Raw genomic sequence first — 26,850 nt, forward strand, 5'->3', positions numbered from 1 at the left:
CTCGAATGGCGCGTGGCGACCGGACGATCCGCGCCGGAGCCCCTGGATTGACTTGGAATAACGGCATGATCCGATGATACCGCGCGCACGGACAACGCTGCCATGCAACCGCGGATCGTGGACCGCTCGCGGTAGAATGCGCCCATGACGCTGCTGACCGTCGGCCTGAACCACAATACCGCGCCCCTTGCCGTGCGCGAGACCGCCGCCTTTCCGCCCGAGCAGTTCGACGACGCGCTCGGCGACCTGCTGCGTCTGCCCCACGTCGAGGAAGGCGCGATCCTGTCGACCTGCAACCGCACCGAGCTCTACGCGGTCACGGACGCGCCCGGCGACGGCACCCTGCGCGACTGGCTCTGTCGTCAGCGCGGGCTGAGCGCTCACGACATGAGCGGGCATTTCTACGTCTACCGCGACCGCGACACCATTCGCCATACGCTGCGGGTCGCCTCCGGCCTGGATTCCATGATTCTGGGCGAGCCGCAGATCCTCGGCCAGATGAAGGACGCTTACCGCAGCGCCCGGGCGGCGCGCGGCACCGGCCCGCTGCTCACGCGACTGTTCGAGCACAGCTTCGCCGTCGCCAAGCAGATCCGCAGCCAGACCGACATCGGCGCCAACCCCGTGTCGGTGGCCTACGCCGGTGTCAGCCTGGCGCGTCAGATCTTCGCCGACCTGTCCGAGACCTGTGCCATGCTCATCGGCGCCGGCGACACCATCGACCTGACCGCGCGCTATCTCGCCGAGATCGGCGTCTCTCGCATGGTTTTCGCCAACCGCAGCGTCGAGCGCGCCCAGGCGCTGGCGACACGCTACCACGGCTACGCCATCGCGCTGGCCGACGTACCCGCGCATCTGGCCGAAGCCGACATGGTGATCGCCTCGACCGCCGCCCCCGGCTACATCGTGCACTTCTCGCAGCTCAAGGCCGCGGTCAAGCGCCGGCGGCGCAAGCCGATGTTCGTGCTCGACCTGGCCGTGCCACGCGACATCGATCCGGCCGCAGGCGAGCTCGAGGACATCTACCTGTATTCGGTGGATGACCTGCAGGGCGTGATCGACGACAATCTGCGTTCGCGCGAGCAGGCGGCCTCGCTCGCCGACGGCATGCTCGACGCCCGCATCGAGGAATACATCGACTGGCTGGATTCCCGCCGGGCCACCGATACCATCAAGGCGCTGCGCCGTCAGGCCGAGGCCGAGCGCGACGAAGTGCTCGACAAGGCCCGCCGCCGCCTCGCCCGCGGCGACGATACCGACGCGGTGCTCGCCTTCGTCGGCCGTACACTGACCAACAAGCTCATGCATCCGCCCAGCGCGACCCTGCGGCATGCCCGCGGCGCCCACCAGCAGGAACTGCTGACCGGCGCTCGCGAACTGTTCCAGCTCGGAGAGCCCGAGCACGACAAGGACGACGACGACATCACATGAAGGATTCGCTCCGCCGCAAGCTCGAGGAACTGGTCGAACGCCACGAGGATCTGGCGCATTCGCTGTCCGATCCCGAGGTCATCAACGATCAGGCCAAGTTCCGGCGCATGTCGCAGGAATACGCCCAGCTCGAGGCGCTGACCGAGGACTATCGCGCCTGGCGCGCGCTGGTCGACGAGATCGCCGATCTGGAGGGCATGGTCGAGGCCGACGAGACCGAACTGCGCGAGATGGCCGAATCCGAACTGGCCGAAGCCCGGCCGCGGCTGGACTCGCTCGAAGCCGCCCTGCGCAAGCACCTGATCCCGCGCGATCCGAACGACAGCGCCAATCTCTATCTCGAGATCCGCGCCGGCACCGGCGGCGACGAGGCCGCGCTGTTCGCCGGCGATCTGTTTCGCATGTACAGCAGCTACGCCGAGAAACACGGCTGGCGTATCGAGATCCTGTCGGCAAGCGAGGGCGAGCACGGCGGCTACAAGGAAGTCATATCGCGGGTGATCGGCGACGGCGCGTTCTCGCATCTGAAGTTCGAATCCGGCGCCCACCGCGTGCAGCGGGTCCCGGCGACCGAGTCCCAGGGCCGCATCCACACCTCCGCCTGCACGGTCGCGGTCCTGCCGGAGCAGGACGAAGTCGAGGCCATCCAGATCGACGCCAACGATCTGCGCGTGGACACGTTTCGCGCGGCGGGCGCCGGCGGCCAGCACGTCAACAAGACCGACTCGGCCATCCGCATCACCCATCTGCCCACCGGAGTGGTGGTCGAATGCCAGCAGGAGCGCTCACAGCACAAGAACCGGGCCCGCGCCATGAGCCTGCTGCAGACCAAGCTGATGACCGCCGAGCAGGACAAGCAGGACCGCGAACAGGCGGATGCGCGCAAGCGGCTGGTCGGCAGCGGCGACCGCTCGGAACGCATCCGCACCTACAATTTTCCGCAGGGGCGGGTGACCGATCACCGCATCAACCTCACCCTCTACAAGCTCGACGACGTCATGTCCGGCAACCTCGAGGAAGTCATCGAGACCCTGACCAGCGAACATCAGGCGGACCAGCTCGCCGAGCTGGGCGCGGCGTGATGACCGCCACGAGCGCCCCGTGCACGCTGGCGGCGGCGCTGCGCGAGGCTCGCCGCCGGCTGGCCTCGGTCAGCGACACGCCGGATCTGGACGCGCGCTGGCTGGCCGAGCACGCGCTGGATGTCGGTGCGGCCTATCTGCTGGCCCACGCGGACACGCCGCTCCCGGCGACGGCGTCCGCGCGCTACGAATCACTGGTCGAACGGCGCGCGGCCGGCGAGCCGCTGGCCTACATCATCGGCCGCGCCGGGTTCTGGTCGCTCGATCTGCGTGTGACCCCGGACGTGCTCATTCCGCGCCCGGATACCGAAACCCTGGTAGAGGCGGCCCTCGCGCGGCTGCCTCCGGACGCGCCGCTGGCCGTGGCGGATCTCGGCACGGGCTCCGGAGCGATCGCCCTGGCCCTGGCCCGGGAGCGCCCGGCCTGGCACATAGTGGCCACCGAAGCCAGCGAGGCCGCGCTGGCCGTGGCCCGCGACAACGCCGGGGCCCTCGATCTGGATCGGGTCGAATGCGTGGCCGGCCCCTGGCTCGAAGCCGTCGCCGGGCGCCGCTTCGACGCCATCGTCGCCAACCCGCCCTACGTGGCGGCCAACGATCCGCATCTGCACGACCTGGCCCACGAGCCGCACGCGGCACTCGTGGCCGCCGACGACGGCCTGGCCGACCTGGCGGCGATCGCCGCGGCCGCACCCGCCCATCTGCGCGGCCCCGGCTGGCTGCTGCTGGAGCACGGCGCCGACCAGGGCTCCGCCGTGCGCGACCTGCTGGCGGCCGCGGGCTTCGAGGCCGAGACGATCAGCGATCTGGGTCGGCGCGCACGCGTGACCTGCGGCCATCTCGCCGGCGGCGCCATCGGTCGTTCGGCCTGACACCGCCGGGACGCGTCCCGACCCGTGAACCACCTGATTCAGCGCGGCTTCGACCGCAGCCGACACAGCGCGAACGCGGTCCGGCGGCCAACGGCGTCGGAGAACCTGCCAGTCGCCCGACTGCGACCGCTGCGCCCCTCGCAAGGCATTGATCCATTGGTTTTCCCGGTGAGGGCACATTTCTGGCCTTAACAAGCCCGGCCTCACCAGAAGAAAGGATCAGGAGTATCCACCATGAAACAGGTCAGCACGATGGTGTTCGCAGCGGCGATGGTCGCCGCCGGTTCCGCGAGCGCCGCCCGATCACCTACGACAGCACCCCCAACGGCGTGCCCATGTCCAGCATTGCCGGTGTGACCACCGTCGACTTCAACAGCGGCTGCGGCTGTGCCGCCTGCAGCGGCAACTATGCGCTGGCGACCGGCAGCTCCGGCCAGTAAGCGCCCCGCCCCGGGCCAGCGGCCCCGGCACCACGCAATATCCGACCGTGCCGGAGAATCTCAGCCAGCAGCCGATCTCGGCGGAGTTCTCGCTCGGCACCTCCGCCAATTACTTCGGCCTGCTCCGGGGCTCGATCGACGACGACAACACGCTCGAGTTCCTGCTCGACGGCACCGTCGTGGACAGCTATGCCGGTCTCGACATCACCAATCCGGCCGACGGCAACCAGAACTCGCCGGGGACCCACACCCACGTGAACTTCTTCGGGCTACCCGAGCTCAACGGCATCCGCATGACCCGCTCGCCGTACGCGTTCGGGAGCGACAATCACGCCTTCGGCAAGACCAGCGTGCCCGAGCCGGGCGCACTGGCGCTGTTCGGCGCGGGCCTGGTGGGCGCCGCCTGGGCGCGGCGTCGCACCCACGGCGGCTGATCGAAGGATCGCGACCCGACGGAGCCGCCCCCGGCGGCTCTGTCTATCTGCGAGCCCTCATCGGGCCGGTACCGCCCGCCACCGAACGCGGTCGACGCGGTCCGCGAGCCGCCCGGTCCGGGGACTGGCGCTAGAGCCGCTCGATGACCGCGTCGGTGAAGCTCGACGTGGTGCCGTCGCCGCCCAGGTCCGGCGTGACCCGGTCGTGATCGGCGACCGCCGCGCGCACCGCCCGGCGGATGCGCTCGGCGTCCTCGCGCCGGCCGATGTGCTCCAGCAGCAGCGCCGAGGCCAGAACCACCGACGTGGGGTTGGCGATGCCCTTGCCGGCGATGTCCGGCGCGCTGCCGTGCACGGCCTCGAACATCGCGCAGTTCTCGCCGATGTTGGCGCCGGGCGCGAGCCCCAGCCCGCCGATCAGGCCGGCGCAGAGGTCGGAGATGATGTCGCCGAACAGGTTCGTGGTGACGATCACGTCGAACTGCTCGGGATACATCACCAGCTTCATGGCACAGGCGTCGACGATGATCTCGTCGTGCTCGAGATCATCGTACTCCTGCGCGATCTCGCGGCCGACATCGAGAAACAGCCCGGAGGTGGATTTCATGATGTTGGCCTTGTGCGCCAGGGTGACCTTGCGACGACCGCGCGAGCGCGCCATTTCGAAGGCGAAGCGGATGATGCGCTCGCACTGTTCGCGCGTGATCACCGACAGGGCCTCGGCCCGGGTGCCGTCCTCGGAGACTGTCTGGCCCTCGCCGGAGTACATGCCGCCCTTGTTCTCGCGGACGGTGATGATGTCCAGGCCCTCGTAGCGCGACTGGGTCCCGGGCATGGACAGCGTCGGCCGGACGTTGGCGTACAGATCGAACTTCTTGCGCATGGCCACGTTGACCGAGCGATAGCCCTTGCCGGACGGCGTGGTGACCGGCCCCTTCAGAACCAGCCCGGTGCGTTCGATCGAGGCGATCGCCGCCTCCGGCATGACGTCGGACGCGCCCGCGTCGAGGGCCGCCTGCCCTACCTGGACCTCTTCATAATCCAGCCCGGGATCCAGCGCCTCTAGAATGCGCAGGGCCGAATCGACGATATCGGGGCCGATACCGTCGCCCTTGATGACCGTAACCGGTGTAGTGCTCATGTCGATTCCCGTTAACGAATGTTGGGGGCGCCGGGGGCGAAACGGGCCTTGATGGTCGCGCCTCACCGGCTTGAATATGTGGCATGCTAGCACTGGCTGCGACAGCGGTTCGCGGCATCCGGCGCCCGCGCCGAGAACCCTGGCCGACGCTCTGCGCATGCGAGCACGCACCGCGTGGCGCGAGGCTTTTGTGTCCGCCCGGTGCCCCGGGTACCGGGGCCGTCGTGCGGGTTGCGCCGGAAAAATTCGGTTTTCGGTCCACTCGGCGGCGTCATCGCATGAATCTGCGCCGGCCGTACGCCGGGTCGGCCACGGCATTCCGCTACATCGACAGACGAATCACGCCATGCACTCGATCCCTTTCGCCTGCCGTATTTTCGTCATCGCGCTGCTGTCGTTGATGGCGGTCTGTAGCGCCAATGCCAGCGACGGGGTCGCCGACAGCGACATCGAACCGGAGGCCGCGGTGGATCTCGTCGTGGTGATGAAATCCGAACGCGTGCTCTATCTCTACGACGACGGCCTGATCGTCGGCCAGTATCCGATCGCACTCGGCAAGAACCCCGTCGGCACCAAGCGCGAACGCGGCGACAACCGCACCCCGGAGGGCGCCTACACGCTGGACTGGCGCAATCCGGACAGTATCTTCCACCGCTCGATCCACATCTCCTATCCCAAGCCCAGCGATGTCCGCGCCTCGAAGGCTCGAGGCCTGGACCCCGGCGACATGATCATGATCCACGGCCAGCCGGACTACGACGACCGCGATCGCAAGGGCGACTGGACCAACGGCTGCATCGCGGTGTCCAACGCGGCCATCAACGATATCTGGACGCGCGTGCCCGACGGCACGCGCATCCACATCTATCCCTGACCGCGACGCGCTGACGGGACGTCCGAATGACCCATCAGGCACCGCGCCCGCCCGGCCGCCTGCCGCCCGACAAGCGCGAGCAACTGACCCGTGCGCGACGGCTCGAATGGCTCACCCTCGCGCTTCGGGTGACCGTGGTCCTGGCGCTCTACGTCGGGCTCGGGCGTACCCAGGCGCTCGACGCCATCTGGCTCAAGAGTCTGTGGTCGCTTCTACCCCCGGCGGCTTTTCTCGCGGCCTGCCGGATCGAGGCCCGGCAGCCGACACCGCGTTTTCCATACGGCTTCTACCGTGCCGGCAGCATTGCCTTTCTCACGGCCGCACTCGCGCTCGCGACCATGGGGCTGTACCTGTGCTGGACCGGCCTTCGCGGCCTGCTCCACAGTCGCCATCCGGGACTTGCGACCTTTGCGGAGACCGGCTGGCTGACCTGGCCCGGTTGGCCCGCGGTGGCCGCCCTGCTCTACAGCATCGCCGTCCCCCTGGTGGCCGGCCGCTCACGCCAGGCGCTGGCCATACGGCTGCACGACAAGGGCCTCTACGCCGACGCGGAGATGGGGCGCATGAGCTGGATGGCCGGCGGCGCGGCCGTCATCGGCGTGCTCTGCGTGGGGCTGGGCCTGGACCGCGTCGATTTCGTGGCCACCCTGCTCATCGGCGCCGATATCCTGCGCCACGGCAGCCGGCTGCTGCAGACCGCGGTCTGCGACCTGATCGACGAAGTGCCGCGCCGGATCGGTTCCGCCCAGGTCGACCCGCTGGGCGGACGCGTACTCGCCTACCTGGAATCGCTGGACTGGATCGATACCGCGCGGGTGCGCCTGCGCGAGGAGGGCCGCCTGCTAACCGGCGTGGCCTTCGTCGCCCCCAACACCGAACACGACCTGGTGGACCGCCTGGAGCGGGCGCGCGGCGACATTCGTGCAATGGACTGGCGGCTGCTGGACATCGCACTGGTGCCGGTGGCCGACTCGCGCTGCCGTGCCCTGCCGGACAGTCCGGGCCGGCCGAGCTGGATCTGAGTCGCGCGTGCCGGCCGGCTGTCGCGAGGCCATGCCCGCGCGCTATCATGCGCGCCGGTTTCGCGGCGACAGTACATCTTGACAGCATTGAAGATCAGCCGGCCGCTGGCCACCCGACTCCTGTTCGAGGCGCAGAAGCAGCCCGATACCGAGGTCTGTGGCTTTCTCAGCGCCCTCGACGGCCACCCCCGGGAGATCTATCCGGTGGCCAACGTCGCCGACGATCCGGCGCGCCGTTTCGAGATGGACCCGGCCGACCAGATCCGCGCGATGAAGACCATGCGCGAGCGCGGCGAGACCATGCTGGCGATCTATCACTCGCACCCGAGCGCGCCGCCCGAGCCCTCCGTCCACGACCTCGACGGCCTCGGCTATCCCGACGCGCTGTATCTGATTATCTCGTTGAACATCAAGGGCGTGCTCGAGATGCGTGCCTGGCAGCGCCAGGACGATCGGATGATCGAGCACACGCTCACCGTCATGGACTGAGTCCGGCGCCCCGGCCGCCGGTTTTTTGTAGAATCGCGGCTGACTCGTCCGTTCTCCCCGAAAAAGACACCGAACATGCGTCTATCCCGCTTCGCGCTCGCCACCACCAAGCAGACACCGGCCGACGCCGAGATCATCTCGCATCAGCTGATGCTGCGCGCCGGCATGATCCGCCGGCTCGCCGCCGGCCTCTACACGTGGTCGCCCCTGGGCATGCGCGTACTGCGCAAGGTGGAGAACATCATCCGCGAGGAGATGGATGCGGCCGGCGCCCTGGAAGTGCTCATGCCGGCGGTCCAGCCCGCGGAGCTTTGGCGCGAAAGCGGCCGCTGGGAGGCCATGGGCGACCTGATGCTGAAGATGGACGACCGGCTCGGCCGCGAGTACTGCTTCGGCCCGACCCATGAAGAAGTCATCACCGATTTCGCCAAGCGCGACATCGCCAGCTACAAGCAGCTGCCGGTGAACTTCTACCAGATCCAGACCAAGTTCCGCGACGAGATCCGGCCGCGCTTCGGGCTGATGCGCGCGCGCGAGTTCATCATGAAGGACGCCTACTCCTTTCACATGGACCAGGCGGATCTGGACCGCGAATACCACGGCATGCGCGCCGCCTACACCCGCATCCTCGACCGCATGGGGCTGGACTACCGGATCGTCGCCGCCGACTCGGGCGCGATCGGCGGCGCCAAGTCCGAGGAGTTCCACGTCCTGGCCCACAGCGGCGAGGACGAACTGGCGGTGTCCGAATCCGGCGCCTATGCGGCCAACATCGAGGCCGCGGTGACCCGGGCGCCGGCCGGCGAGCGGCCGGCGCCCGGCGGCGAGCTGCGCAAGGTGGACACCCCGGGCGTGGCGACCATCGCCGATCTCTGCCGCGCGCTGGATCTGCCCGCCGAAGCCACGGCCAAGGCGATCGTCGTCGCCGGCGACGACGATCGGCCGGTACTGCTGGTCTTGCGCGGCGACCACTCGCTCAACGACATCAAGGCCGAGGGCATCGACGGCATCGCCAGCCCGCTGCGATTCGCCGAGGAGGCCGTGATCCGCGAGCACTTCGGCGCCGGGCCGGGCTCGCTCGGCCCCGTGCATCTGTCCCTGCGCGTGATCGCCGATCATGCCCTGGAGAAGACCGCCGACATGGCGGTCGGCGCGAACTATGACGGCGCCCACTTCGTGAACTTCAACTGGGGCCGTGACGCCCCGGAACCGGAGTTCGCCGACCTGCGCAACGCCGTCGCGGGCGATCCGGCCCCCGACGGCTCCCCGCTCGCGGTGCTGCGCGGCATCGAGGTCGGCCATGTGTTCCAGCTCGGCGACAAGTACAGCCGCGCGCTGGAACTGACCGTACTCGACGAGAACGGCGCGGCGGTGACGCCGCAGATGGGCTGCTACGGCTTCGGCGTCTCCCGGATCGTGGCCGCGGCCATCGAACAGTGCTTCGACGACGCCGGCATCTGCTGGCCGACGGCGATCGCACCGTTCGAGCTGGTGATCGTGCCGATCAAGGCCGACAAGTCCGAGCGCGTGCGCGACGCCTGTGACACGCTCTATGCCGAATGCCGGGCGGCCGGTATCGACGTCGCCCTCGACGATCGCGGGCTGCGCCCCGGGCCGATGTTCGCCGACGCCGAGCTGATCGGCATACCCCACCGCATCGTTGTCTCCGAGCGCGGCCTGGACGCAGGCACGCTCGAATACAAGGGCCGTCGTGATGCCGAGAGCCGGCAGATCGGGCACGGCCTGGATGCGATCCGGGAGGCGATGGGCCGCACCGACGGCGCATGAGGCCCGCGGCGGCCGTCGCGGCGGGCCTGGTCGTCGCCGGTGCGCTGATGCCGATATCCCGGGCCTCAGCGGCGGCCGCCGCCCGGGAGTCGGTCGATCCGGCGCTGCGCGAGCAGCTGACGACCGCGGTCGACGACGCCACGAGCTTCGACAACCGCTTCGCAGCCGAAGTCTGGCTACTGGACATGGCGACCCGACTGGCCCCACAGATGCCGGACGCCGGTCGTCGGATGGCGCTGCTGAAGACGGTGCACGCCGAAGCCACGCGCGCCGGTCTGAGCCCGCAGCTGGTGCTGGCGCTGATTCAGGTGGAATCCGCTTTCAAACGCTTCGCCGTGTCCTCGGCCGGCGCCCGCGGCCTGATGCAGATCATGCCGTTCTGGATCGAGGAGATCGGCCGTCCGGACGACAATCTCTTCGACATGCGCACCAACCTGCGCTACGGCTGCACGATCCTCGCCTATTATCTCGACAAGGAGGACGGCAACGTCGTCCGCGCGCTGGCACGCTACAACGGCAGTCTCGGCGAGACCTGGTATCCCGCCCGCGTCGAGCGCGCGCTGCGCACGCGCTGGTATGGCCGCTGAACGATGCAGCAATTGCGCCCGCGCCCGGCCCCGGTCAGGATGACGCGCCCGCCGGCCGGAGACCCCATGCGACTCTATTTCAACCCGCGCTGCTCCAAGTCGCGTGCCGCCCGCGATCTGCTGGCCGACGCCGGCCGGGACGTCGAGATCGTCGACTATCAGCGCCGCCCGCCCGATTCCGCGACGCTGGCCGCGCTCGTCGACGCCCTCGACGCGCCCCCCGCCTCGCTCGTGCGGGGGAACGATCCGGCGTTCGACCCTGACGCTGCCGGGCCGCTGGACCGCCGGCACGTGATCGAGCTGCTCGCGGCACGCCCGGGGCTCATGCAACGGCCGGTACTGGTCGCGGGTGACCGCGCGGTCATCGCGCGGCCGCCCGAACGCGTATTCGAACTGATTGACCCGCCGACACAGGACGACCCTCGCCCATGAGTGACGAAATCCTCGTGCTCTATTACAGCCGCAACGGCGCCACCGCCAAGCTCGCCAACGAGGTTGCGCGCGGCGTCGCCCGAGCCGCACCGATGCAGCCGCGGGTGCGGACCGTACCGGAGGTCTCGCCCGACCACGAGGCCCAGGCCCCGGCCGTGCCGGTGGCGGGCGCGCCGTATGTCAGCCACGACGACCTCGAGGACTGCGCGGGGCTGATCATCGGCTCGCCCACGCGCTTCGGCAACATGGCCGCGCCGCTCAAGCACTTCATCGACACGCTTTCGGGACAATGGCTGTCCGGCACGCTCACCGACAAGCCCGGTGCGGCGTTCACCTCCACCGGCAGCCTGCACGGCGGTCAGGAGACCACCCTGACCAGCATGATGCTGCCGTTGCTCCATCACGGCATGCTCATCGTCGGCCTGTCGTACACCGCCGACAACCTGCTCGCCGAGACCGATTCCGGCGGTACGCCCTACGGCGCCAGCCACGTCTCCGGCGTGATGGGCGAGAAACAGCTCACCGAGATCGAAAGCCAGCTGGCCCGCAATCTCGGCGAGCGCGTCGCCCGAACCGCCATCAAGCTGGGGGCGGGCTGATGCGCCGCTCGCGCTACGCGCTGGGCCTGGCCATCGCCGGCGACATCGGGCTCATCGCCAGCCTCTTCGTCATCGCCGGCAGCGGCAGTCAGCGCCTGATACTCGCGGCAGTGTTCAGCATTCCCCTGCTGATCGCCCTGAACGGTCTCGCCCGCGGCCGCATCTACACGGCGGCCTGGGCCTCGATGGCATCGCTGTTCTACCTGGCCTACGCGATGGTCGAGTACATCGCCGGAGCCGGCTCGCTCGGCGTCGATCTGTGTCTGGCTGCCAGCATCGCACTGTTCACCGGCACCGTGGTGTTCGCGAAATGGGATGCGCGCGAGCGCGGTCTCACCGGAAAGAAACGCGGCAACGACTGAGCCGCGTCGACACACCGCACACGCAGGCGACCCGGCCGGCGCTGTCGGCCCGGCCGACAGCCACGCCTGCGGCCCCGCCTTGCGCAAAACACCGATTCGGCCATCGGATTCAATCACTTGCCGCAACGCGCGCTGTAACCGCAGGGAAACCTCATGTCGTAATCGCTTACACAGCATGAGCGGATGAAGCGCCGTTCTTTCTCAAATCTATGGTTCATATCCGTTTTCCGCTCTGGCACGCGGCCTGCATCGAAAAGCCCGGGCCCGGGGGCGGGCTCGTACCGAGGCGATCGCTTCGGGACAAACAACGGCACGAGGACCGCAGAGATGAAACTCAGGACATTGAGAAACATGCTGGTCGGTACGACATTGCTCGCGGGCAGTGCGACGGCCAGCGCGATCCCGATCGAACTCGGGCTCGCCATCGACGGCTCGGGGAGTATCGGCTTCTCCACCTTCCAGGCCCAGCAGAACATCTACGCCGACGTGTTGAGCGATCCGAACATCGTCCCGCAGGACGGCTCGGTCGCCATCGCGGCGCTGGTGTTTTCCAGCTCGTTCAATACCCTGTTCCCGGCGACCGTCATCGATCCGACGACCATCGGCGGCGTGGCCGACGCCATCCGCAACGCGGCCTATCCGGGCGGCGGCACCAATATCGGTATCGGCATCGACGCGCTGACCAGCGAGATCTTCGGCAACGGCATCGACTCGGATCGCCAGGTCATCGACGTCTCGACCGACGGGGTGGGCTCGCTCGGCACCTCGGTGGCCGATTCGCTCGCGGCCGGCGTGGATCAGATCAATTGTCTGGGCATCGGCGCGGGTGCCAACTGCAGCTTCATTCCGGACGACTCGTTCTCCGTGATCATAAGCTCCTTCGACGACCTCGAGAGCGCACTGCGGCAGAAGCTGCAGCGTGAAATCGGCGGCGGGCCGATCGGCGTGCCCGAGCCGAGCGCCCTCGCCGTGCTGGCCCTGGGTCTGGCCGGCATCGGTGCGGCCGGTCGGCGCCGGGCGCGTCGGGGCTGAACATCGGTGGCTCATGCGGGCCGGCGGCACCCGCTGCCGGCCCTCTGGCCTAGATCTCCACCCGCAGGGCCTGCTTGACGAACGGGATGGTCAGGCGGCGCTGTTCCGCCAGCGACGCCTCGTCGAGCCGCTCGAGCGCGTCCATCAGCCAGGGTACGTCGCGCGTGCCGTGCCGCAGCAGCCAGCGCGCGGTCGCCTCGGGCAGATCCATGCCGCGCTGAGCGGCACGACGCACGAGCATCGCCTGCTTGTCGGCATCGTCCGGCGTCGTCATAGCGACCACCCCGCCCCAGCCGAGCCGGCTGGCCAGATCCGGCAGTGCGAGCCCGATATCGGCCGGCGGCCGCGCATCGGCCGCCAGCAACCGCCCGCCCCGATGGCGCAGCCCCTCGGTCAGGCTCAGCAGCGCGATCTCGGCGTCGCGGTGGGCGGCGATCGCGGAGACATCGTCCACGCAGACGCAATCCATATCGTCGAGGCCGGCGAGCAGCGACTCCGCATCGCGCCCGAGCTGGGCCAGGGGCACGTAGACGCTGCGCGCGCCGCCGTCACCGACCGCGCGACACACCGCCTGCAGCAGATGCGTCTTGCCGGTGGCCTCCGGCCCGTGGATGAACAGACGCTCGCTGCGGCCCGCGGCCAGATCCGCGACCGCTGCCTTGGCCGCACTGTTGCGACCACCCACGAAGGCGTCGAGCGTGGCGCTCTGGGGCAGCTGCACGCCAAGCACGAGCTGAGTGGCCATCAGTGATTCAGGTAGAGCCGGCTCGCACGCCACTGCCGGCCGCCGTAACGCACGAGCACCGCGATGGTGGCCGCCACCGGCAGGGCCACGAGCACACCCACGAATCCGAACAGCTGACCGCCGGCCAGGACCGCGAAGATCACCCACACCGGATGCAGGCCGATGGCGTCGCCGAGCAGCAGCGGCTGCAGCACGACCTGCTCCATCACCTGACCGATGCCGAACACCAGCGCCACCCAGAGCAGCGATACCGGATCGCCGGTCTGGACCAGCATGGCGATGCCGGCGACCAGCAGGCCGCTGATCACGCCGACATAGGGCACGAAGCTGACCATCCCCGCGCCCAGGCCGATCACCAGCGCGAGATCGAGTCCGGCCAGCCAGAGCCCGGCCACATAGATGCTGCCGAGTACCGTCATCACCACGAGCTGGCCGCGGATGAACTGGCCGAGCACCTCGTCGGTCTCCGACGCCAGCGCCGAAATCGTGCCGACATAGCGCCGCGGCAGCTGGGCCCGTATCCAGGCGACCATGTGGTCCCAGTCGCGAAGCAGGTAGAACAGGATCACCGGGATGAGCAGCAGGTTCATGACGATCGCCATGAGCGCCGTGCCCGAGGAGAACGCCCGCTGGAGGACCGTGGAGGCGAACCCGCCCGCCGTGCCCCAGTTCTCTGAAATCAGGCCCTTGATGGAATCCACATCGAACGGCTCGCCGCCGCGATCGACGCCGCCGAGCCAAGGCGCGATCGTGCGCTGGATCGAGTTCACATAGCGCGGCAGGTTCTGTATGAGTGTGTTTACCTGCTGCTGGAGCACCGGAAACAGCAGCAGCAGCAGCAGCACGAACACGAGCGTCACACCGGCGAAGACGACAATCACGCCGCTGGTGCGCGACAGCCCGACCCGCTCCAGGCGATCCACCATCGGATCGCATATGTAAGCCAGGCCGGCGCCGACGAGAAACGGCGTGAGGATCGAGCCGAGCATCCACAACGTCGCGATCACGAGGACCGGCAGCGCGATCGTGACCATGGTACGCGGGGTCATCGGACGCCCCGGGCGAGACGGGCCGGGCAACGGCGATCGACGGGCGCGCTGCGCGATACGGCGGCATGCAGGAGACGCTGGGACAAGACTACCTCTGCGGGATTCACGAGCGCGGTCAACCGGGTCCGCAACGCGCGTTACAATAACATGGTGCCGGGCTGCCGCCCGCCCTCCATACGTGATCACCGACGAGGCCCCGTGAGCGAACGCACTCCCCTGACCTATGCCGATGCCGGCGTGGACATCGATGCCGGCAACCGATTGGTTGACGCCATCCGCGAACCGGTGGAAGCCACCCGGCGGCCCGAGGTCATCGGCGGCCTGGGCGGCTTCGGCGGCCTGTTCGAGCTGCCGGTCGAGCGCTACCGGCGTCCGGTGCTGGTCTCCGGCACCGACGGCGTGGGCACGAAACTGCGGCTGGCCATCGACCATCGGCGCTATGACGGCATCGGCATCGACCTGGTCGCGATGTGCGTGAACGACGTGCTCGTCACCGGCGCGGAGCCGCTGTTCTTTCTCGACTACTACGCCACCGCCCGTCTCGACGCCGCGGTCGCCGCCCCAGTCATCCGGAGCATCGCCGAGGGCTGCCGGCAGGCGGGCGCGGCGCTGATCGGCGGCGAGACCGCGGAGATGCCCGGCATGTACGGCGCCGGCGATTTCGATCTCGCCGGCTTCTGTGTCGGTGTGGTCGAGTACGAGGCCCGCATCGACGGCAGCGGCCTGACCGAGGGCGACACCGTCATCGGCCTGGCCTCCTCGGGGCCGCATTCCAACGGCTATTCGCTGATCCGCCGGATACTGGAAACCCACGGCGCCGGGCTGGACACGCCCGTCGGCGACGCCACGCTCGCCGATGCGTTGCTGGCGCCGACCCGGATCTACGTCAACGCCATCCATGCCCTGCTCGAGCGCGTCGACGTCCGCGGCATGGCGCACATCACCGGCGGCGGGCTGGCGGAGAATCTGGCGCGGGTGATCCCGGAACATCTGGGCGCCACCCTCGAGCGCGACGCCTGGCCGCGTCCGCCCGTGTTCGACTGGCTGGCCGAGGCGGGCAACGTGAGCGAAGCGGAGATGCAGCGCACCTTCAATTGCGGGATCGGCTACTGCGTGATCGTGCCGTCCGACCAGGTCGCGGAGACGCTGGACGTGCTCGCGGCGGCCGGCGAGCAGGCCTGGCGTCTCGGCGAGATCCGGCGCCGGGACCCGCACACCGACGCCGTCCGACTGGTTTGACTCCGGCCGCCACCCGCGACGGGCCCGCGGCGCGGCTCGTCGTCGTCATCTCCGGCCGTGGCCGCAATCTCGAGGCGATCATGGACGCCATCGAGCGCGGCGCGCTGAACGCGCGCATCGTGCTCGTGGCCAGCAACCGGGCGAACGCGGCGGGGCTTCGGACCGCCCGCCTCACCGGGCTGCCGACGGTCGCGATCCAGCCGCACGCCTTCGCCTCGCGCGAGGATTTCGATCGCGCCCTCGGCGCGCGCATCGACGCGGAGCAGCCGGACTGGGTCGCGCTCGCCGGTTACATGCGGTTGCTCAGTTCAGCCTTCGTACAGCGCTTTGCCGGCAGGCTCGTGAATATTCACCCCTCGCTGTTGCCGCACTACAAGGGGCTGCACACGCACGAACGCGTGCTGGCCGCGGGCGAACACCGCCACGGCGCCAGCGTACATTTCGTCACCGACGCACTGGATGCCGGCCCGGTGATTCGCCAGGGCAGCATCGCGGTGGCGGCGGACGACACGCCGACGCGCCTGGCCGATCGTCTGATGCAGCGCGTGGAGCAGCGCATCTACCCGGCCGCGCTGGCCGAGCTCGCCGCCGGCCGCGTGCGCTGGCACGACGGCCGGGTGTGGCGCGACGGCCGGCCGCAGGAGCAGTGCCCGCATGAGGACCACGACACCGACGAAACGCCCTGACCGCCGACGGAGCGCCGCGCTGGCGCTCGGTCTCGTCCTGCTGATCGCATCGCCCGCCCAGGCGGCGGTCACCGACGCCTTCACCGCCGATTTCGACGTCCACCGCGGCAGCATCGCTCTGGGCACGACCACATTCCGCCTCGAGGCCGGCGAGCGCGCCGGCTGCTATGTCTACAGCGGCCGCGCGGATCCCAACGCCCTCGTGCGCATGTTCATCGGCCGCGTCACCGACGAGAGTCGGTTCTGCATCGAGGACGGCGCCATCCGGCCGCAGCGTTTCCGTCATCACATCGACGGCGACGCCGAGGACAGCTACACGCTCGACTTCGACTGGTCGGCGCACGAGGTCACCTACGAGAACGAGGCCGGCCGCCGCAAGACGATGGCGCTCGGCGACCGTGCGCTCGACCCGCTGTCGATCCAGATCGCGGCCCGGCGCTGGCTGGCCGAGGCCGACGACCCCGCGGCCCTCGGCGAGGCGCGCTTCGAATTGATCGACGAGGATGAGCGCAAGACCTACACGCTGCGGGTCTCCGAGGGCGGCACGATCGAGACCGAGGCCGGCATCTACGATACGCTGCGCGTCGAACGGGTCGACAGCAGTCGACATCTGCGCTTCTGGCTGGCGGAAAACGCCGACTGGATTCCCGTGCGCGTCGAGCACCAGAAAGGCGACGGCGGCGTTTTCCGCATGTCCATGACGCGTCTGCACCGCTGATCCGAGCCGCCGTGGGCGTCGGCATCGGCCGTGTCGTCTCCGGGCGGACGCGCCCGCCGGCCCGGCTCCGCCCCGTCAGACCGAAACCCCGGATTGATCTGCCCCGGCCCCTAATTCCCGCGGACCCGCGTGCGTACGGTGAGACCGTACCGCGCGCCGAACCTCGCGATCTGCGCGGCGGGCAACGACGAGGTCAGGTGCGCGGCAGCGTCACCCCGCGCTGGCCCTGGTACTTCCCGCCGCGATCGGCGTACGAGGTTTCGCAAACCTCGTCGGATTCCAAAAACAGCATCTGCGCCACGCCTTCGTTGGCGTAGATCTTGGCGGGCAGCGGCGTCGTGTTGGAGAACTCGAGTGTCACGTGGCCCTCCCACTCCGGCTCCAGCGGGGTGACGTTCACGATGATGCCGCAACGCGCATAGGTGGATTTGCCCAGACAGATCGTAAGCACACTGCGCGGAATGCGGAAATACTCCACGGTGGAGGCCAGCGCGAAGGAGTTGGGCGGAATGATGCAGACCTCGCCCTCGAAATCGACGAAGCTGGCCGAGTCGAACGCCTTCGGATCGACCATCGCGGTGTTGATGTTGGTGAATATCTTGAAATACGGCGAGCAGCGAACGTCGTAGCCGTAGCTGGACACGCCGTAGGACACGATCCGCTCGCCGTCGCGCGCCTTGACCTGGCTCGGCTCGAACGGTTCGATCATGCCGTGCTCGGCGGCCATCCGGCGGATCCACTTGTCGGACTTGATGCTCATTGCGAAGGGCTGCGGCGGCGAAACAACCCGCGCAGTCTAGCGACTGCGTCGCCCGCCGCCCAGCGCCGGCCTGTTCCGCGGCAGCGGATGTCGTATCGTGGGCGTGTCATTTCCACGAGTCGTGTCATGCAGGTTCAACTCATTCGCGCCTTTGGCGCCCCGGATGTCTTCGAAGCCGCCGAGATCGACACGCCCCGGCCGGGCCCGGGCCAACTGCTGGTGCGCCAGATCGCGGCGAGCGTCAATCCGGTCGACACCAAGCTGCGCACCGCCGGGCCGGCGATCGCGCCCGAACTGCCGGCGGTGCTCGGCTGCGACGTGGCCGGCGTGGTCGAAGCCGTCGGCGACGGCGTGCGATGCTTCGCACCCGGCGACGCCGTCTACGGCTGTGCCGCCGGCGTGCGCGGCCACGGCGGCGCCTACGGTGAATACGTCGCGGTCGATGCCGCCTTCATGGCCTTCAAGCCCGACGCCCTCGACTGGCGCGAGACCGCGGCGCTGCCGCTGGTGACCATCACCGCCTGGGAAGCGCTCGTCGATCGCACCCGCGTCGCGCCCGGCGATCACGTGCTCATCCACGGCGGCGCGGGCGGCGTCGGCCATATCGCCGTCCAGCTCGCCAGGGCCCAGGGCGCGCGGGTGGCGACCACGATTTCCTCGGCCGCCAAGGCCGATATCGCCCGCCGCATGGGCGCGGACGAGACCATCAACTACCGTGAAGAAAGCGTTGACGATTACGTGGAGCGCCTGACCGGCGGGCGCGGCTTCGACGTGGTCTTCGATGCCACCGGCGGCTCGGATATCGCGACCTCCTTCGCCGGCGCCCGAGTCAACGGCCAGGTCGCGACCATCGTGTCGCAGTACACGGCCGACCTCACACCCATGCACACCAAGAGTCTGACGCTGCACACCATCTTCATGCTCACCAGCATGCTCAACGGCGTGCATCCACAGCACCACGGCGAGATCCTCGCCAAGGCCGCCGGACTCGCGGCCGCCGATCAGCTCCGGCCGATGCTCGACGAGCGGCGCTTCACTCTCGGCGACGTCGCCGCGGCGCACGCGCATCTGGAAGCCGGCGCGGCCGTGGGCAAGATCGTCATCGATATCGGCGAGGAGGCAAAGACCCTCTGAGCGAAGTGCCTGAGAATAGAGGACGGACATGCGCCGGCCTCGATTATCGAGCACGTTGAAAACAGTTGACGATTCAACTGTTCCGGTGGCGGATCCATAGCCGCGCGACCGGGATACTGAAAAACAGGGGCGGAGGCGGTCCGCCCCTGTACGGCCACTGGTCGACTCCTCGTCCGGCGTCAGCCGATACGGCGTGTCTGCCACGCGCCGAGTCCGACCAGCATCAGGGCCAGCCAGGCAAGCGCGGTGCCCGCCGGCTCGGCCACATCGACCGGCGGCGGCTGCTGCCCGCCGTCGACGACGAAGCTGCTGTCGTCACCGTCGCCGATACCCTGGATATGCGCGGCGGAAATATAGCCCGCCGCGTTGGGGACGAACGGCGATGCGCCCAGCGCGTCGGCGAAAATCAGGTCGTAAACGGCCTGCTCGGCGCCATCGAGGCGCCCACCGGGGCCCTGAACGGCCCAGCTGAAGGCCAGATTGTAGTCACCGGTGCCTGTCGGCCCCGCATTCAGGCCTGCCTGGTTGAATACCGCATCCGCACAGTTTCCGCTCGTACAGCTGAGCGACTGGACACTCGGAGAAAGTGAGAACGCCCAGCCCGGCTGGGCATTGGCGTTGCTTCCCCCCTGCACGAAATCACCGCCATCGAGCAGCGACATCAGCGTCAACGTGCCGGTCGTGGCGCCGGTTTCGTAGGAGAACGCCGCGCTGAGCCATGGCGGCGCTCCCGTCGGGGTCGCTCCGGTATACACCGAACCGAGGTCGATGGTCTGGGTCATCGGTACGGCCAGCGCCGATCCGCCCCAAGCCGCCGCCAAGAATACACCGGCCCCGAGCAACCGCCTGATATACATCGCATGCATGGTCTGCACCTCGCTCCATGATGAAACCTGCCCGCGGCAGGGAAAACGAGCACGGGACCAGACATCGCATTTTTTTCGCGCCATTGTGTAGACCGTTGATCAGGCGACTATTTTCCCGAACATCTGCGCCAGCGGCTTCGACGTGTCAGAATCGCCGACGGTCGCAACGCCCCAGCCGGGCGATCCACCTTTAGCCGAGCCCGATTGTTGTCGGTGGCGCCCCGTCGGCTCACGATCCGGCAAGACGTGTCGATTCGGGCAGTTGCCTGGTATCAACCGTCGACCTCAAGCCCGCCGGGCTGGATCAGGTATGCCGACCGGCTCCGGAGGCCGCGCCATCCAGCGCGACCGCAGAACGTGGCCGGGCAGCGACCGGGTGCAAGAATCTCCGACAACCATCAGCCAGCGGCCGCGGCACATCGAAGCTTCACGGGCCGGAACGGGCCACACGATCATCGAGTAGCACCCGTTGTTTTTCGCCGTCGTTCAGCCGTTGACGCAGCTGCGCGCGGCTATAACCGAGATCGCGAAGACTATGGTCGTCGCGTTTCAACAGTGCCTTCACGGCCCGGCGTTTGCGCCGGGCCTGCACCGCCCGCCCGATCAGCGTAAGCAGCCATAGGGGCGGCATCGCCGGCATATAGAGCCGGTCGAGCCGGGCGTGTTGCTGTTCGACCTGCTGCGCGGTCGGCGGGTTCGATCGACTGGAATATTCACGCATGGCTCATCTCCATAGGGCGTGCCATCGCAGGCCCGCCGGGTGTATCACGTGCCCGTTCGTCGAGGCACGAAGCCAGCCTGCGCCCGAGCCTGCGTTCATTCCAGCGAAAAGTTCTATACTCTGATTTCAATATTTCTTAACGCAAAGCCATGACTCGATCTCCTGTGCCGAACGTCTCGAACGTTCAGCCGCTGCTGGATACGGATGTGCTGCGCAGCTTCGTTGCGATCGCCGAATACGGCAGCTTCACGCGCGCCGCCAAGGCCGTGTTTCGCACCCCGTCGGCGCTGAGCATGCAGATCAAGCGGCTGGAAACCACGCTCGACCAATCCCTGTTCGTACGTGAAGCGCGGCGCGTGCAGCTGACCGCGCACGGCGAGCTGCTGCTGCGCTATGCGCGCCGGCTGTTGCAGCTCAACGCCGAGGCCGTGGCCTGTTTCCTGACGCCCGCGCTGGAAGGCACGGTGCGGATCGGCACCCCGGACGATGTGGGGACGCGGGTATTGCCACAGGTACTCTCGGGCTTCGCTGCGTCGCACCCGGCGGTGCAGGTCGACGTGATGGCGGGTGTGAGCCGGGTCATGCTCGAACGACTGGATGCGGGCGAAATCGACCTGGCGCTGGTGACTGCGGGCAGCCGCGACGTCGATCCGGAACGCGGCGAGGTCGTGGCGACCGAGCCGCTGGTGTGGGTCGCCCGCGCCGACGGCACCGCCCGCCTGCGCGAGCCGCTACCGGTGGCGCTCGCCGAACACGGCTGCGCGTGGCGCGCGAGCGCGGTCGACGCGCTCGATCGCGCCGGCCGGCCGTACCGCGTGGCCTACAGCAGCGAACACAGCGCCGGTCAGCGCGCCGCCGTTCAGGCCGATCTGGCGGTAGCGCCGCTGCCGCGTTCGCTGGCGACCTCGCCGCTGCTGGAAATCGTGGACGATCCGAAGCTGCCGGCGCTCGCCGATACACACATCCTGCTCGTCACCGGCGCCCGGCGCTCCGAGGCGGCCCAGACGCTTACGCAGCACGTCGTCGACGCGTTTCGCGCCCTGCGCGGCTAGAAGCGGTCAGCTGTTCTCGACCTTGATGTTCGGGAACTTGCTGGCGTAGTCCTTCTTCTGACGGGCCAGCCGCGCGGCCGTCTTGCGGGACATGTCCAGATAGGCCGCGGCGATCGCGCCCTCCGGCTGCGCGACCACGCTCGGATGCCCCGAATCCGCGTTCTCGCGAATGGAGATGTCCAGGGGCAGCTGGCCGAGCAGGTCCACGTTGTATTCGTCGGCCAGGGTCTGCCCGCCACGTTCACCGAAGATATGCTCCTCGTGGCCGCACTTCGAGCAGATATGGGTACTCATGTTCTCGACGATGCCCAACACGGGCACGTTGACCTTGTTGAACATCTCCACGCCCTTGCGGGCGTCGATCAGGGCCAGATCCTGGGGCGTGGTCACCACCACCGCGCCCGAGACCGGAATCTTCTGCGCCAGCGTGAGCTGGATATCGCCGGTGCCGGGCGGCAGGTCGATGATCAGATAGTCCAGATCGTCCCAGGCGGTTTGGAACAGCATCTGCTGCAGCGCCGAGGTGACCATGGGCCCGCGCAGGATCGCAGGAGAGTCCTTGTCGATGAGATAGCCGATGGACATCGTCTGCATGCCGTGGGCTTCCATCGGCAGCAGGGTGTTGCCGTCCTTGCCCTGGGCGCGCCCCTCGATCCCCATCAGCCGCGGCTGGCTGGGCCCGTAGATGTCGGCATCGAGCAGACCGACCGAGGCGCCGTCGGCCTTGAGCGCGAGCGCCAGGTTGGCCGCGACCGTCGACTTGCCGACGCCGCCCTTGGCCGAGGCCACGGCGATGATGTTTCGCACCGAATCCAGCCGCTTGAGCGACGACTGGACCGCGCGTGCGGCCACCGTGAAACCGACGGTGACATCGGCCCGCTCGATGCCCTCGACCGCCTCGAGCATGCCGCGAACCCGTTCGGCCAGTTCCTGGCCGTAGTCGCCGCAGGGAAAGCCGAGATCGAGCTCGAGCTTGACGTGCCCGCCGTCGACCTCGAGCGAACGCACGGCGCGCGCACTCATCAGGTCGGTACCGAGATAGGGTTCGTTGAAGCGCCCGAGGCGGGCCTCGACAGTCTGTTTCAGGGAATCGCTCATGGCGTGTGTCCCGATTGATCGCATGAATTGAACTGCCCGCGATGATAGCAAGGACCGGCCGGCCACCGGGGGTGCCTGTGGCATACTGGCGGGCTAGAAAACGCTTCCAGAACAGCCCTGCCATGGCGCGCGACATCCTCGTCACATCCGCTCTGCCCTACGCCAACGGGTCGATCCATCTCGGCCATCTGGTGGAATACATCCAGACCGACGTCTGGGTGCGTTTCCAGAAGCTGCGCGGCAACCGCTGTATTTATGTCTGTGCGGACGACGCCCACGGCACGCCGATCATGCTGAAGGCGCGCGCCGAAGGCATCGAGCCGGAAGAGCTCATTCGGCGCGTCGGCGAGGAACACCAGCGCGACTTCGCCGATTTCGCGATCGGCTTCGACAACTACCACTCGACGCACTCCGACGAGAACCGGGAGCTGGCCGAGACCATCTACAACGCGCTCGACGCGGCCGGCCATATCGCCAAGCGCACGATCTCCCAGGCCTTCGATCCGGAAAAACAGATGTTTCTGCCGGACCGCTTCATCCGCGGCGAATGCCCGAAATGCGGCACGCCCGAGCAGTACGGCGACGCCTGCGAGGCCTGCGGCGCGACCTACCAGCCGACCGAGCTCAAGAATGCCGTCTCGGTGCTGTCCGGAGCGACGCCGGTCGAGCGCGATTCCGAGCACTATTTCTTCCAGCTCGCCGACTTCGAGGACTTCCTGCATCGCTGGACCCGCAGCGAACATCTGCAGGAGGCCGTCACCCGCAAGCTCGACGAATGGTTCGAGGCCGGCCTCAAGGATTGGGACATCTCCCGCGATGCGCCCTATTTCGGCTTCAAGATCCCGGGCACCGACGACAAGTACTTCTACGTCTGGCTGGATGCGCCGATCGGCTACATGGCCAGCTTCGCGAACCTGTGCGCCCGTCGCGACGACCTGGACTTCGACGCTTTCTGGAAAGCCGGCTCCGAAGCGGAGCTGTACCACTTCATCGGCAAGGACATCGTCTATTTCCATGCCCTGTTCTGGCCGGCCATGCTCGAAGGCGCGGGCTATCGCACGCCGACGGCCATCCACGCGCACGGCTTTCTCACCGTCAACGGCGAGAAGATGTCCAAGTCGCGCGGCACCTTCATCAAGGCGCGCACCTGGCTGGAACATCTGCCGGCGGAGTTCCTGCGCTACTACTTCGCGGCCAAGCTCTCAGGCAAAGTCGAGGATCTCGACCTGAACCTCGACGACTTCGTCGCCCGCATCAACTCGGACCTGGTCGGCAAGTACGTCAATATCGCCAGCCGCTGTGCGAACTTCATCAGCAAGCGCTTCGACGGCCGGCTGGCCGACACGCTCGACCGGCCGGCGCTGTTCGAACGCTTCGCCGGCGCCGCCGACGAGATCGGGCAGCACTACGAGCAGCGCCGCTTCGCCCAGGCGATACGCCAGATCATGGCACTGGCCGACGAGGCCAACGCCTACGTCGCCGAGCGCGCGCCCTGGCAGCTGGCCAAGGAAGACGGCCGCGAGGACGAGCTGCAGCAGATCTGCACGACCGCGCTCGCGCTGTTTGCCCAGCTCACGATCTATCTCAAGCCGGTGCTGCCCGACACCGCCGAACGCGCCGAGGCGTTTCTGAACGTCGAGCCGCTGAGCTGGGCGGATCTCGCTACGCCCGTCTCCGGCACGATCCGCAAGTTCAAGCCGCTGCTGCGGCGTGTCGAACAACCGGCCATCGACAAGATGCTGGCCGCGAGCCGGGAGGATCTGGCCGCCAAGCCGGCGCCGCAGAGCGAACCGGCCCAGGACTCGACCCCTGCCGACACTCAGGCCGCGAAGATGCCGGACAAGAACAAGCCGGACTCGCAAGTTTCGGATGCCGACACGATCGATATCGCCGACTTCGCCAAGGTGGACCTGCGGGTCGCGCGTATCGAAGCCGCCGATCACGTCGAGGGCGCGGACAAGCTGCTGCGGCTCACCCTCGACGTGGGTACGCTCGGCAAGAAGCAGGTCTTCGCCGGCATCAAGGCTGCCTACGACCCGGCACAGCTCGAAGGCCGGCTGACCGTCATGGTCGCCAACCTCGCCCCACGCAAAATGCGCTTCGGCGTATCCGAAGGCATGGTGCTGGCCGCCGGCGATTCGCCGCATATTCTGTCGCCGGACGCCGGTGCTGCCCCGGGCGACAAGATCAAGTAGCCATGGACGAGGCCCGCGTCGATGCCATCGATGCCCTGCTGCCGCAGACCCAGTGCCGCCGCTGCGGCTATGACGGCTGCCGGCCCTATGCCGAGGCGATCGCCGCGGGCGAGACGGACATCAACCGCTGCCCGCCCGGCGGCGACGCCACGGTCGAACGCCTGGCCGCACTTACCGGCGAAACGGTCAAGCCGATCGATCCGGAATGCGGCGACGCCAGCATTCCCAAGGTGGCCTTCATCCGCGAGGCCGAGTGCATCGGCTGTACGCGCTGCATCCAGGTCTGCCCCACCGACGCCATCATCGGCGCGGCCAAGCAGATGCATACGGTGATCGAGTTCGACTGCACCGGCTGCGAGCTGTGCGTGCCCGCCTGCCCGGTCGACTGTATCGACATGCCGGAATCGGGCGCTGAGAGCGGCCAGCCGCTCTGGCCGCCGCAACGCACGATCGACGCCGAACGCGCCGCCCGCGCCCGCGAGCTGTTCGAGGCGCGCCGCCGACGCCTGAACCAGAAGACCACCCGCCGCCGACGCAGCAATCGTCACGATGCCACCGTCGATGCGCGCGAGGACGCGGCCGCCGGCTCCGCGGACAAGAAAGCCACGATCGCCGATGCCATCGCCCGTGCGAAGGCGCGCCGCACCCCGTAGCCGCGACTGATCGATTCATGAACAAGGCCAAGCGAACCGAGATCTTCGAGCGTCTGCGCGATGCCAACCCCGAACCCAAGACCGAGCTGCAGTATGGCTCGCCGTTCGAGCTGCTGGTCGCGGTGATCCTGTCCGCCCAGGCGACCGACGTCGGCGTCAACAAGGCCACGGCGAAGCTGTTTCCCGTCGCCAACACGCCGCAGGCGATCCTCGACCTGGGCGAGGACGGCCTCAAGGATTACGTGAAGACCATCGGTCTATACAACAGCAAGGCCGCCAACATCATCAAGACCTGCCGGGCGCTGGTCGACGAACATGACGGCCGAGTACCGGACACGCGCGAGGCGCTGGTCGCACTGCCGGGCGTGGGCCGCAAGACCGCCAACGTCGTGCTCAATACCGCTTTCGGCCAGCCCGCGATGGCGGTCGACACGCATATCTATCGGGTGTCGAACCGTACCGGCATCGCGCCGGGCAAGACCGTGCGCGCGGTCGAGGACCGGCTCATGCGGTTGGTGCCGAAACCGTTCCTGCGGGACGCCCACCACTGGCTGATCCTGCACGGGCGCTATACCTGCCGCGCGCGCAAGCCGCTATGCGATGCGTGCGTGATCGTCGACCTGTGCGAATATCGCCACAAGAATCTTGCCGAGGACGTCGCTTCATGAGCCGACCCCGCCCCGCCGACGCGTTTTCCGTTCGCAGCACGCCGCGCATCTTCTGCATCGGGCGCAACTACGCAAAGCACATCGCCGAACTCGACAGCACGCTGCCGGGCCAGGAGTGCGTGATATTCATGAAACCGGCGAGCGCGCTGGTGGCGCCCGAGGAGGCGATCATCCTGCCGGCCGACGTCGGCGAGATCCACCACGAGGCGGAACTCGTGGTCGAGATCGGCCCGGGCGGTCGCGACATCGCCGCCGAAGCCGCACGCGGGCACATCGCCGCGGTCGGCCTGGGGCTCGATCTGACCCTGCGCGACGTACAGACCGGGCTCAAGAATACGGGCGAGCCCTGGGAGAAGGCCAAGGCCTTCGACCACAGTGCGCCACTGGGGCCGATGACCGCGCTCGACGACGACATCGACCTGGCCGATCTGCACTTCGAGCTCAGCGTGGACGGCGAGGTGCGCCAGCACGGCCATACCGCCCACATGCTCGTCGGGGTCGCCGAGTTGATCGCCGTGCTCAGCCGCCACTGGCACCTGCTGCCGGGCGATCTGGTATTCACCGGCACACCGGAGGGCGTCGGGCCGGTGCAGGCGGGCATGCAGCTCGCCCTGTCATCGCCCCGGCTCGCCGGCGCCGAATGGACCATCGCCTGACGACCCGCAGACCCCTTCTCGCTTC

29 protein-coding genes are annotated in these 26,850 nt (G+C 68.2%); 22 read left to right on the forward strand and 7 right to left on the reverse strand.

Features of this window, described 5'->3' with window-relative positions:
- Positions 1-144 precede the first annotated feature (144 nt).
- The 4 genes from hemA to SAOR_RS16910 all read left to right on the forward strand — a co-directional run bounded on the left by hemA (position 145) and on the right by SAOR_RS16910 (position 4,259).
- Positions 145-1,431, forward strand: a complete 1,287-nt coding sequence (gene hemA, locus SAOR_RS07735; RefSeq protein ID WP_123630911.1) for a glutamyl-tRNA reductase — start codon at positions 145-147, stop codon at positions 1,429-1,431.
- On the forward strand, positions 1,428-2,513 hold the full coding sequence (gene prfA / locus SAOR_RS07740; protein WP_123630912.1) for a peptide chain release factor 1: 1,086 nt from the start codon (positions 1,428-1,430) through the stop codon (positions 2,511-2,513). The genes hemA and prfA overlap by 4 nt, the downstream gene beginning before the upstream one ends.
- The gene (gene prmC, locus SAOR_RS07745) at positions 2,513-3,385 is read left to right on the forward strand and encodes a peptide chain release factor N(5)-glutamine methyltransferase (protein ID WP_123630913.1); all 873 of its coding nucleotides are present in this window, start codon (positions 2,513-2,515) and stop codon (positions 3,383-3,385) included. The genes prfA and prmC overlap by 1 nt, the downstream gene beginning before the upstream one ends.
- A 394-nt stretch (positions 3,386-3,779) precedes the next feature.
- The gene (locus SAOR_RS16910; protein WP_484336706.1) at positions 3,780-4,259 is read left to right on the forward strand and encodes a PEP-CTERM sorting domain-containing protein; all 480 of its coding nucleotides are present in this window, start codon (positions 3,780-3,782) and stop codon (positions 4,257-4,259) included.
- A 130-nt stretch (positions 4,260-4,389) separates the two neighbouring features.
- Here the strand turns inward: SAOR_RS16910 and SAOR_RS07755 are convergent, their stop codons facing one another.
- Positions 4,390-5,400, reverse strand: a complete 1,011-nt coding sequence (locus SAOR_RS07755; RefSeq protein ID WP_123630914.1) for an isocitrate dehydrogenase — start codon at positions 5,398-5,400, stop codon at positions 4,390-4,392.
- A 346-nt stretch (positions 5,401-5,746) separates the two neighbouring features.
- Between SAOR_RS07755 and SAOR_RS07760 the strand changes: the two genes are divergently transcribed.
- From SAOR_RS07760 to SAOR_RS07800, 9 genes are all read left to right on the forward strand, one after another.
- Positions 5,747-6,274, forward strand: coding sequence for a L,D-transpeptidase family protein (locus SAOR_RS07760; RefSeq protein WP_123589721.1), 528 nt, complete (start codon positions 5,747-5,749; stop codon positions 6,272-6,274).
- 26 nt (positions 6,275-6,300) lie between these two features.
- Positions 6,301-7,296: a cation efflux transmembrane domain-containing protein gene (locus SAOR_RS07765; protein WP_123630915.1), complete on the forward strand. Its 996-nt coding sequence runs from the start codon at positions 6,301-6,303 to the stop codon at positions 7,294-7,296.
- A 78-nt stretch (positions 7,297-7,374) separates the two neighbouring features.
- The gene (locus tag SAOR_RS07770) at positions 7,375-7,785 is read left to right on the forward strand and encodes a M67 family metallopeptidase (protein ID WP_123589723.1); all 411 of its coding nucleotides are present in this window, start codon (positions 7,375-7,377) and stop codon (positions 7,783-7,785) included.
- Between the two features lie 75 nt (positions 7,786-7,860).
- Positions 7,861-9,573: a proline--tRNA ligase gene (locus SAOR_RS07775; protein WP_123630916.1), complete on the forward strand. Its 1,713-nt coding sequence runs from the start codon at positions 7,861-7,863 to the stop codon at positions 9,571-9,573.
- A complete protein-coding gene (locus SAOR_RS07780) occupies positions 9,570-10,160 on the forward strand; it encodes a lytic transglycosylase domain-containing protein (protein ID WP_123630917.1) in 591 nt (196 codons plus the stop codon). The genes SAOR_RS07775 and SAOR_RS07780 overlap by 4 nt, the downstream gene beginning before the upstream one ends.
- A 66-nt stretch (positions 10,161-10,226) precedes the next feature.
- Positions 10,227-10,592, forward strand: a complete 366-nt coding sequence (locus SAOR_RS07785) for an ArsC/Spx/MgsR family protein (protein WP_185015591.1) — start codon at positions 10,227-10,229, stop codon at positions 10,590-10,592.
- Positions 10,589-11,191 carry an NAD(P)H:quinone oxidoreductase gene (gene wrbA / locus SAOR_RS07790; protein WP_123589727.1) on the forward strand — a complete coding sequence of 201 codons (603 nt, stop codon included), beginning with the start codon at positions 10,589-10,591 and terminating at the stop codon, positions 11,189-11,191. Before SAOR_RS07785 ends, wrbA begins: the two co-directional genes overlap by 4 nt.
- Positions 11,191-11,553 carry a DUF2069 domain-containing protein gene (locus tag SAOR_RS07795; RefSeq protein WP_123589728.1) on the forward strand — a complete coding sequence of 121 codons (363 nt, stop codon included), beginning with the start codon at positions 11,191-11,193 and terminating at the stop codon, positions 11,551-11,553. The genes wrbA and SAOR_RS07795 overlap by 1 nt, the downstream gene beginning before the upstream one ends.
- Positions 11,554-11,904: 351 nt before the next feature.
- Positions 11,905-12,585 (forward strand): DUF1194 domain-containing protein, encoded by a 681-nt coding sequence (locus tag SAOR_RS07800; RefSeq protein WP_185015592.1) that lies wholly within the window; start codon positions 11,905-11,907, stop codon positions 12,583-12,585.
- 49 nt (positions 12,586-12,634) lie between these two features.
- Here SAOR_RS07800 and hda read toward each other — a convergent pair whose 3' ends face one another.
- Both hda and SAOR_RS07810 read right to left on the reverse strand, forming a co-directional pair.
- The gene (hda, locus tag SAOR_RS07805) at positions 12,635-13,330 is read right to left on the reverse strand and encodes a DnaA regulatory inactivator Hda (protein ID WP_123630920.1); all 696 of its coding nucleotides are present in this window, start codon (positions 13,328-13,330) and stop codon (positions 12,635-12,637) included.
- Positions 13,330-14,379 carry an AI-2E family transporter gene (locus SAOR_RS07810; RefSeq protein ID WP_123630921.1) on the reverse strand — a complete coding sequence of 350 codons (1,050 nt, stop codon included), beginning with the start codon at positions 14,377-14,379 and terminating at the stop codon, positions 13,330-13,332. The genes hda and SAOR_RS07810 overlap by 1 nt, the downstream gene beginning before the upstream one ends.
- 147 nt (positions 14,380-14,526) lie before the next feature.
- Here SAOR_RS07810 and purM point away from each other — a divergent pair, with 147 nt between their 5' ends.
- From purM to SAOR_RS07825, 3 genes are read left to right on the forward strand one after another with little or no spacing between them, the layout of a single operon-like run.
- The gene (purM, locus tag SAOR_RS07815; RefSeq protein ID WP_221179919.1) at positions 14,527-15,618 is read left to right on the forward strand and encodes a phosphoribosylformylglycinamidine cyclo-ligase; all 1,092 of its coding nucleotides are present in this window, start codon (positions 14,527-14,529) and stop codon (positions 15,616-15,618) included.
- Positions 15,615-16,304, forward strand: a complete 690-nt coding sequence (gene purN, locus SAOR_RS07820; RefSeq protein ID WP_123630923.1) for a phosphoribosylglycinamide formyltransferase — start codon at positions 15,615-15,617, stop codon at positions 16,302-16,304. The genes purM and purN overlap by 4 nt, the downstream gene beginning before the upstream one ends.
- Entirely contained in the window at positions 16,273-17,022 is a 750-nt protein-coding gene (locus SAOR_RS07825) for a DUF3108 domain-containing protein (protein WP_123630924.1), read from the forward strand. Before purN ends, SAOR_RS07825 begins: the two co-directional genes overlap by 32 nt.
- Before the next feature lie 193 nt (positions 17,023-17,215).
- On the opposite strand, the gene dcd is transcribed toward SAOR_RS07825, so the two are convergent.
- Positions 17,216-17,782 carry a dCTP deaminase gene (gene dcd / locus SAOR_RS07830; RefSeq protein ID WP_123630925.1) on the reverse strand — a complete coding sequence of 189 codons (567 nt, stop codon included), beginning with the start codon at positions 17,780-17,782 and terminating at the stop codon, positions 17,216-17,218.
- Between the two features lie 126 nt (positions 17,783-17,908).
- On the opposite strand from dcd, the gene SAOR_RS07835 reads away from it, so the two are divergent.
- Positions 17,909-18,916, forward strand: coding sequence for a zinc-dependent alcohol dehydrogenase family protein (locus tag SAOR_RS07835; protein ID WP_123630926.1), 1,008 nt, complete (start codon positions 17,909-17,911; stop codon positions 18,914-18,916).
- A gap of 179 nt (positions 18,917-19,095) precedes the next feature.
- Here the strand turns inward: SAOR_RS07835 and SAOR_RS07840 are convergent, their stop codons facing one another.
- Both SAOR_RS07840 and SAOR_RS07845 read right to left on the reverse strand, forming a co-directional pair.
- Positions 19,096-19,698 carry a hypothetical protein gene (locus SAOR_RS07840; RefSeq protein ID WP_123630927.1) on the reverse strand — a complete coding sequence of 201 codons (603 nt, stop codon included), beginning with the start codon at positions 19,696-19,698 and terminating at the stop codon, positions 19,096-19,098.
- 511 nt (positions 19,699-20,209) lie between these two features.
- The gene (locus SAOR_RS07845) at positions 20,210-20,503 is read right to left on the reverse strand and encodes a YjiS-like domain-containing protein (protein WP_123630928.1); all 294 of its coding nucleotides are present in this window, start codon (positions 20,501-20,503) and stop codon (positions 20,210-20,212) included.
- Between the two features lie 149 nt (positions 20,504-20,652).
- Between SAOR_RS07845 and SAOR_RS07850 the strand changes: the two genes are divergently transcribed.
- Positions 20,653-21,555: a LysR substrate-binding domain-containing protein gene (locus SAOR_RS07850; RefSeq protein ID WP_123630929.1), complete on the forward strand. Its 903-nt coding sequence runs from the start codon at positions 20,653-20,655 to the stop codon at positions 21,553-21,555.
- Between the two features lie 6 nt (positions 21,556-21,561).
- On the opposite strand, the gene apbC is transcribed toward SAOR_RS07850, so the two are convergent.
- Entirely contained in the window at positions 21,562-22,653 is a 1,092-nt protein-coding gene (gene apbC, locus SAOR_RS07855; protein ID WP_123630930.1) for an iron-sulfur cluster carrier protein ApbC, read from the reverse strand.
- 122 nt (positions 22,654-22,775) lie between these two features.
- Between apbC and metG the strand changes: the two genes are divergently transcribed.
- From metG to SAOR_RS07875, 4 genes are read left to right on the forward strand one after another with little or no spacing between them, the layout of a single operon-like run.
- Complete coding sequence (metG, locus tag SAOR_RS07860) at positions 22,776-24,848, forward strand: methionine--tRNA ligase (protein ID WP_245965421.1); 2,073 nt, start codon at positions 22,776-22,778, stop codon at positions 24,846-24,848.
- A gap of 2 nt (positions 24,849-24,850) precedes the next feature.
- Positions 24,851-25,501 (forward strand): RnfABCDGE type electron transport complex subunit B, encoded by a 651-nt coding sequence (locus SAOR_RS07865; protein ID WP_123630932.1) that lies wholly within the window; start codon positions 24,851-24,853, stop codon positions 25,499-25,501.
- A gap of 17 nt (positions 25,502-25,518) precedes the next feature.
- Positions 25,519-26,169 carry an endonuclease III gene (nth, locus tag SAOR_RS07870; RefSeq protein WP_123630933.1) on the forward strand — a complete coding sequence of 217 codons (651 nt, stop codon included), beginning with the start codon at positions 25,519-25,521 and terminating at the stop codon, positions 26,167-26,169.
- Entirely contained in the window at positions 26,166-26,825 is a 660-nt protein-coding gene (locus SAOR_RS07875; protein WP_123630934.1) for a fumarylacetoacetate hydrolase family protein, read from the forward strand. Before nth ends, SAOR_RS07875 begins: the two co-directional genes overlap by 4 nt.
- The last annotated feature ends 25 nt before the right edge of the window (positions 26,826-26,850 follow it).

Source organism: Salinisphaera orenii subsp. orenii MK-B5, from assembly GCF_003788635.1.
Classification (GTDB): Bacteria; Pseudomonadota; Gammaproteobacteria; order Nevskiales; family Salinisphaeraceae; genus Salinisphaera; species Salinisphaera orenii.

What these genes read in the sequence shown, in the direction of transcription:
- hemA (WP_123630911.1), top strand. Translation starts at nt 145, where the DNA reads ATGACGCTGCTGACCGTCGGCCTGAACCACAATACCGCGCCCCTTGCC.
- prfA (WP_123630912.1), top strand. Translation starts at nt 1,428, where the DNA reads ATGAAGGATTCGCTCCGCCGCAAGCTCGAGGAACTGGTCGAACGCCAC.
- prmC (WP_123630913.1), top strand. Translation starts at nt 2,513, where the DNA reads ATGACCGCCACGAGCGCCCCGTGCACGCTGGCGGCGGCGCTGCGCGAG.
- SAOR_RS07755 (WP_123630914.1), bottom strand. Translation starts at nt 5,400, where the DNA reads ATGAGCACTACACCGGTTACGGTCATCAAGGGCGACGGTATCGGCCCC.
- SAOR_RS07760 (WP_123589721.1), top strand. Translation starts at nt 5,747, where the DNA reads ATGCACTCGATCCCTTTCGCCTGCCGTATTTTCGTCATCGCGCTGCTG.
- SAOR_RS07765 (WP_123630915.1), top strand. Translation starts at nt 6,301, where the DNA reads ATGACCCATCAGGCACCGCGCCCGCCCGGCCGCCTGCCGCCCGACAAG.
- SAOR_RS07775 (WP_123630916.1), top strand. Translation starts at nt 7,861, where the DNA reads ATGCGTCTATCCCGCTTCGCGCTCGCCACCACCAAGCAGACACCGGCC.
- SAOR_RS07780 (WP_123630917.1), top strand. Translation starts at nt 9,570, where the DNA reads ATGAGGCCCGCGGCGGCCGTCGCGGCGGGCCTGGTCGTCGCCGGTGCG.
- SAOR_RS07785 (WP_185015591.1), top strand. Translation starts at nt 10,227, where the DNA reads ATGCGACTCTATTTCAACCCGCGCTGCTCCAAGTCGCGTGCCGCCCGC.
- wrbA (WP_123589727.1), top strand. Translation starts at nt 10,589, where the DNA reads ATGAGTGACGAAATCCTCGTGCTCTATTACAGCCGCAACGGCGCCACC.
- SAOR_RS07795 (WP_123589728.1), top strand. Translation starts at nt 11,191, where the DNA reads ATGCGCCGCTCGCGCTACGCGCTGGGCCTGGCCATCGCCGGCGACATC.
- SAOR_RS07800 (WP_185015592.1), top strand. Translation starts at nt 11,905, where the DNA reads ATGCTGGTCGGTACGACATTGCTCGCGGGCAGTGCGACGGCCAGCGCG.
- hda (WP_123630920.1), bottom strand. Translation starts at nt 13,330, where the DNA reads ATGGCCACTCAGCTCGTGCTTGGCGTGCAGCTGCCCCAGAGCGCCACG.
- SAOR_RS07810 (WP_123630921.1), bottom strand. Translation starts at nt 14,379, where the DNA reads ATGACCCCGCGTACCATGGTCACGATCGCGCTGCCGGTCCTCGTGATC.
- purM (WP_221179919.1), top strand. Translation starts at nt 14,527, where the DNA reads ATGGTGCCGGGCTGCCGCCCGCCCTCCATACGTGATCACCGACGAGGC.
- SAOR_RS07825 (WP_123630924.1), top strand. Translation starts at nt 16,273, where the DNA reads ATGAGGACCACGACACCGACGAAACGCCCTGACCGCCGACGGAGCGCC.
- dcd (WP_123630925.1), bottom strand. Translation starts at nt 17,782, where the DNA reads ATGAGCATCAAGTCCGACAAGTGGATCCGCCGGATGGCCGCCGAGCAC.
- SAOR_RS07835 (WP_123630926.1), top strand. Translation starts at nt 17,909, where the DNA reads ATGCAGGTTCAACTCATTCGCGCCTTTGGCGCCCCGGATGTCTTCGAA.
- SAOR_RS07840 (WP_123630927.1), bottom strand. Translation starts at nt 19,698, where the DNA reads ATGACCCAGACCATCGACCTCGGTTCGGTGTATACCGGAGCGACCCCG.
- SAOR_RS07845 (WP_123630928.1), bottom strand. Translation starts at nt 20,503, where the DNA reads ATGCGTGAATATTCCAGTCGATCGAACCCGCCGACCGCGCAGCAGGTC.
- SAOR_RS07850 (WP_123630929.1), top strand. Translation starts at nt 20,653, where the DNA reads ATGACTCGATCTCCTGTGCCGAACGTCTCGAACGTTCAGCCGCTGCTG.
- apbC (WP_123630930.1), bottom strand. Translation starts at nt 22,653, where the DNA reads ATGAGCGATTCCCTGAAACAGACTGTCGAGGCCCGCCTCGGGCGCTTC.
- metG (WP_245965421.1), top strand. Translation starts at nt 22,776, where the DNA reads ATGGCGCGCGACATCCTCGTCACATCCGCTCTGCCCTACGCCAACGGG.
- SAOR_RS07865 (WP_123630932.1), top strand. Translation starts at nt 24,851, where the DNA reads ATGGACGAGGCCCGCGTCGATGCCATCGATGCCCTGCTGCCGCAGACC.
- nth (WP_123630933.1), top strand. Translation starts at nt 25,519, where the DNA reads ATGAACAAGGCCAAGCGAACCGAGATCTTCGAGCGTCTGCGCGATGCC.
- SAOR_RS07875 (WP_123630934.1), top strand. Translation starts at nt 26,166, where the DNA reads ATGAGCCGACCCCGCCCCGCCGACGCGTTTTCCGTTCGCAGCACGCCG.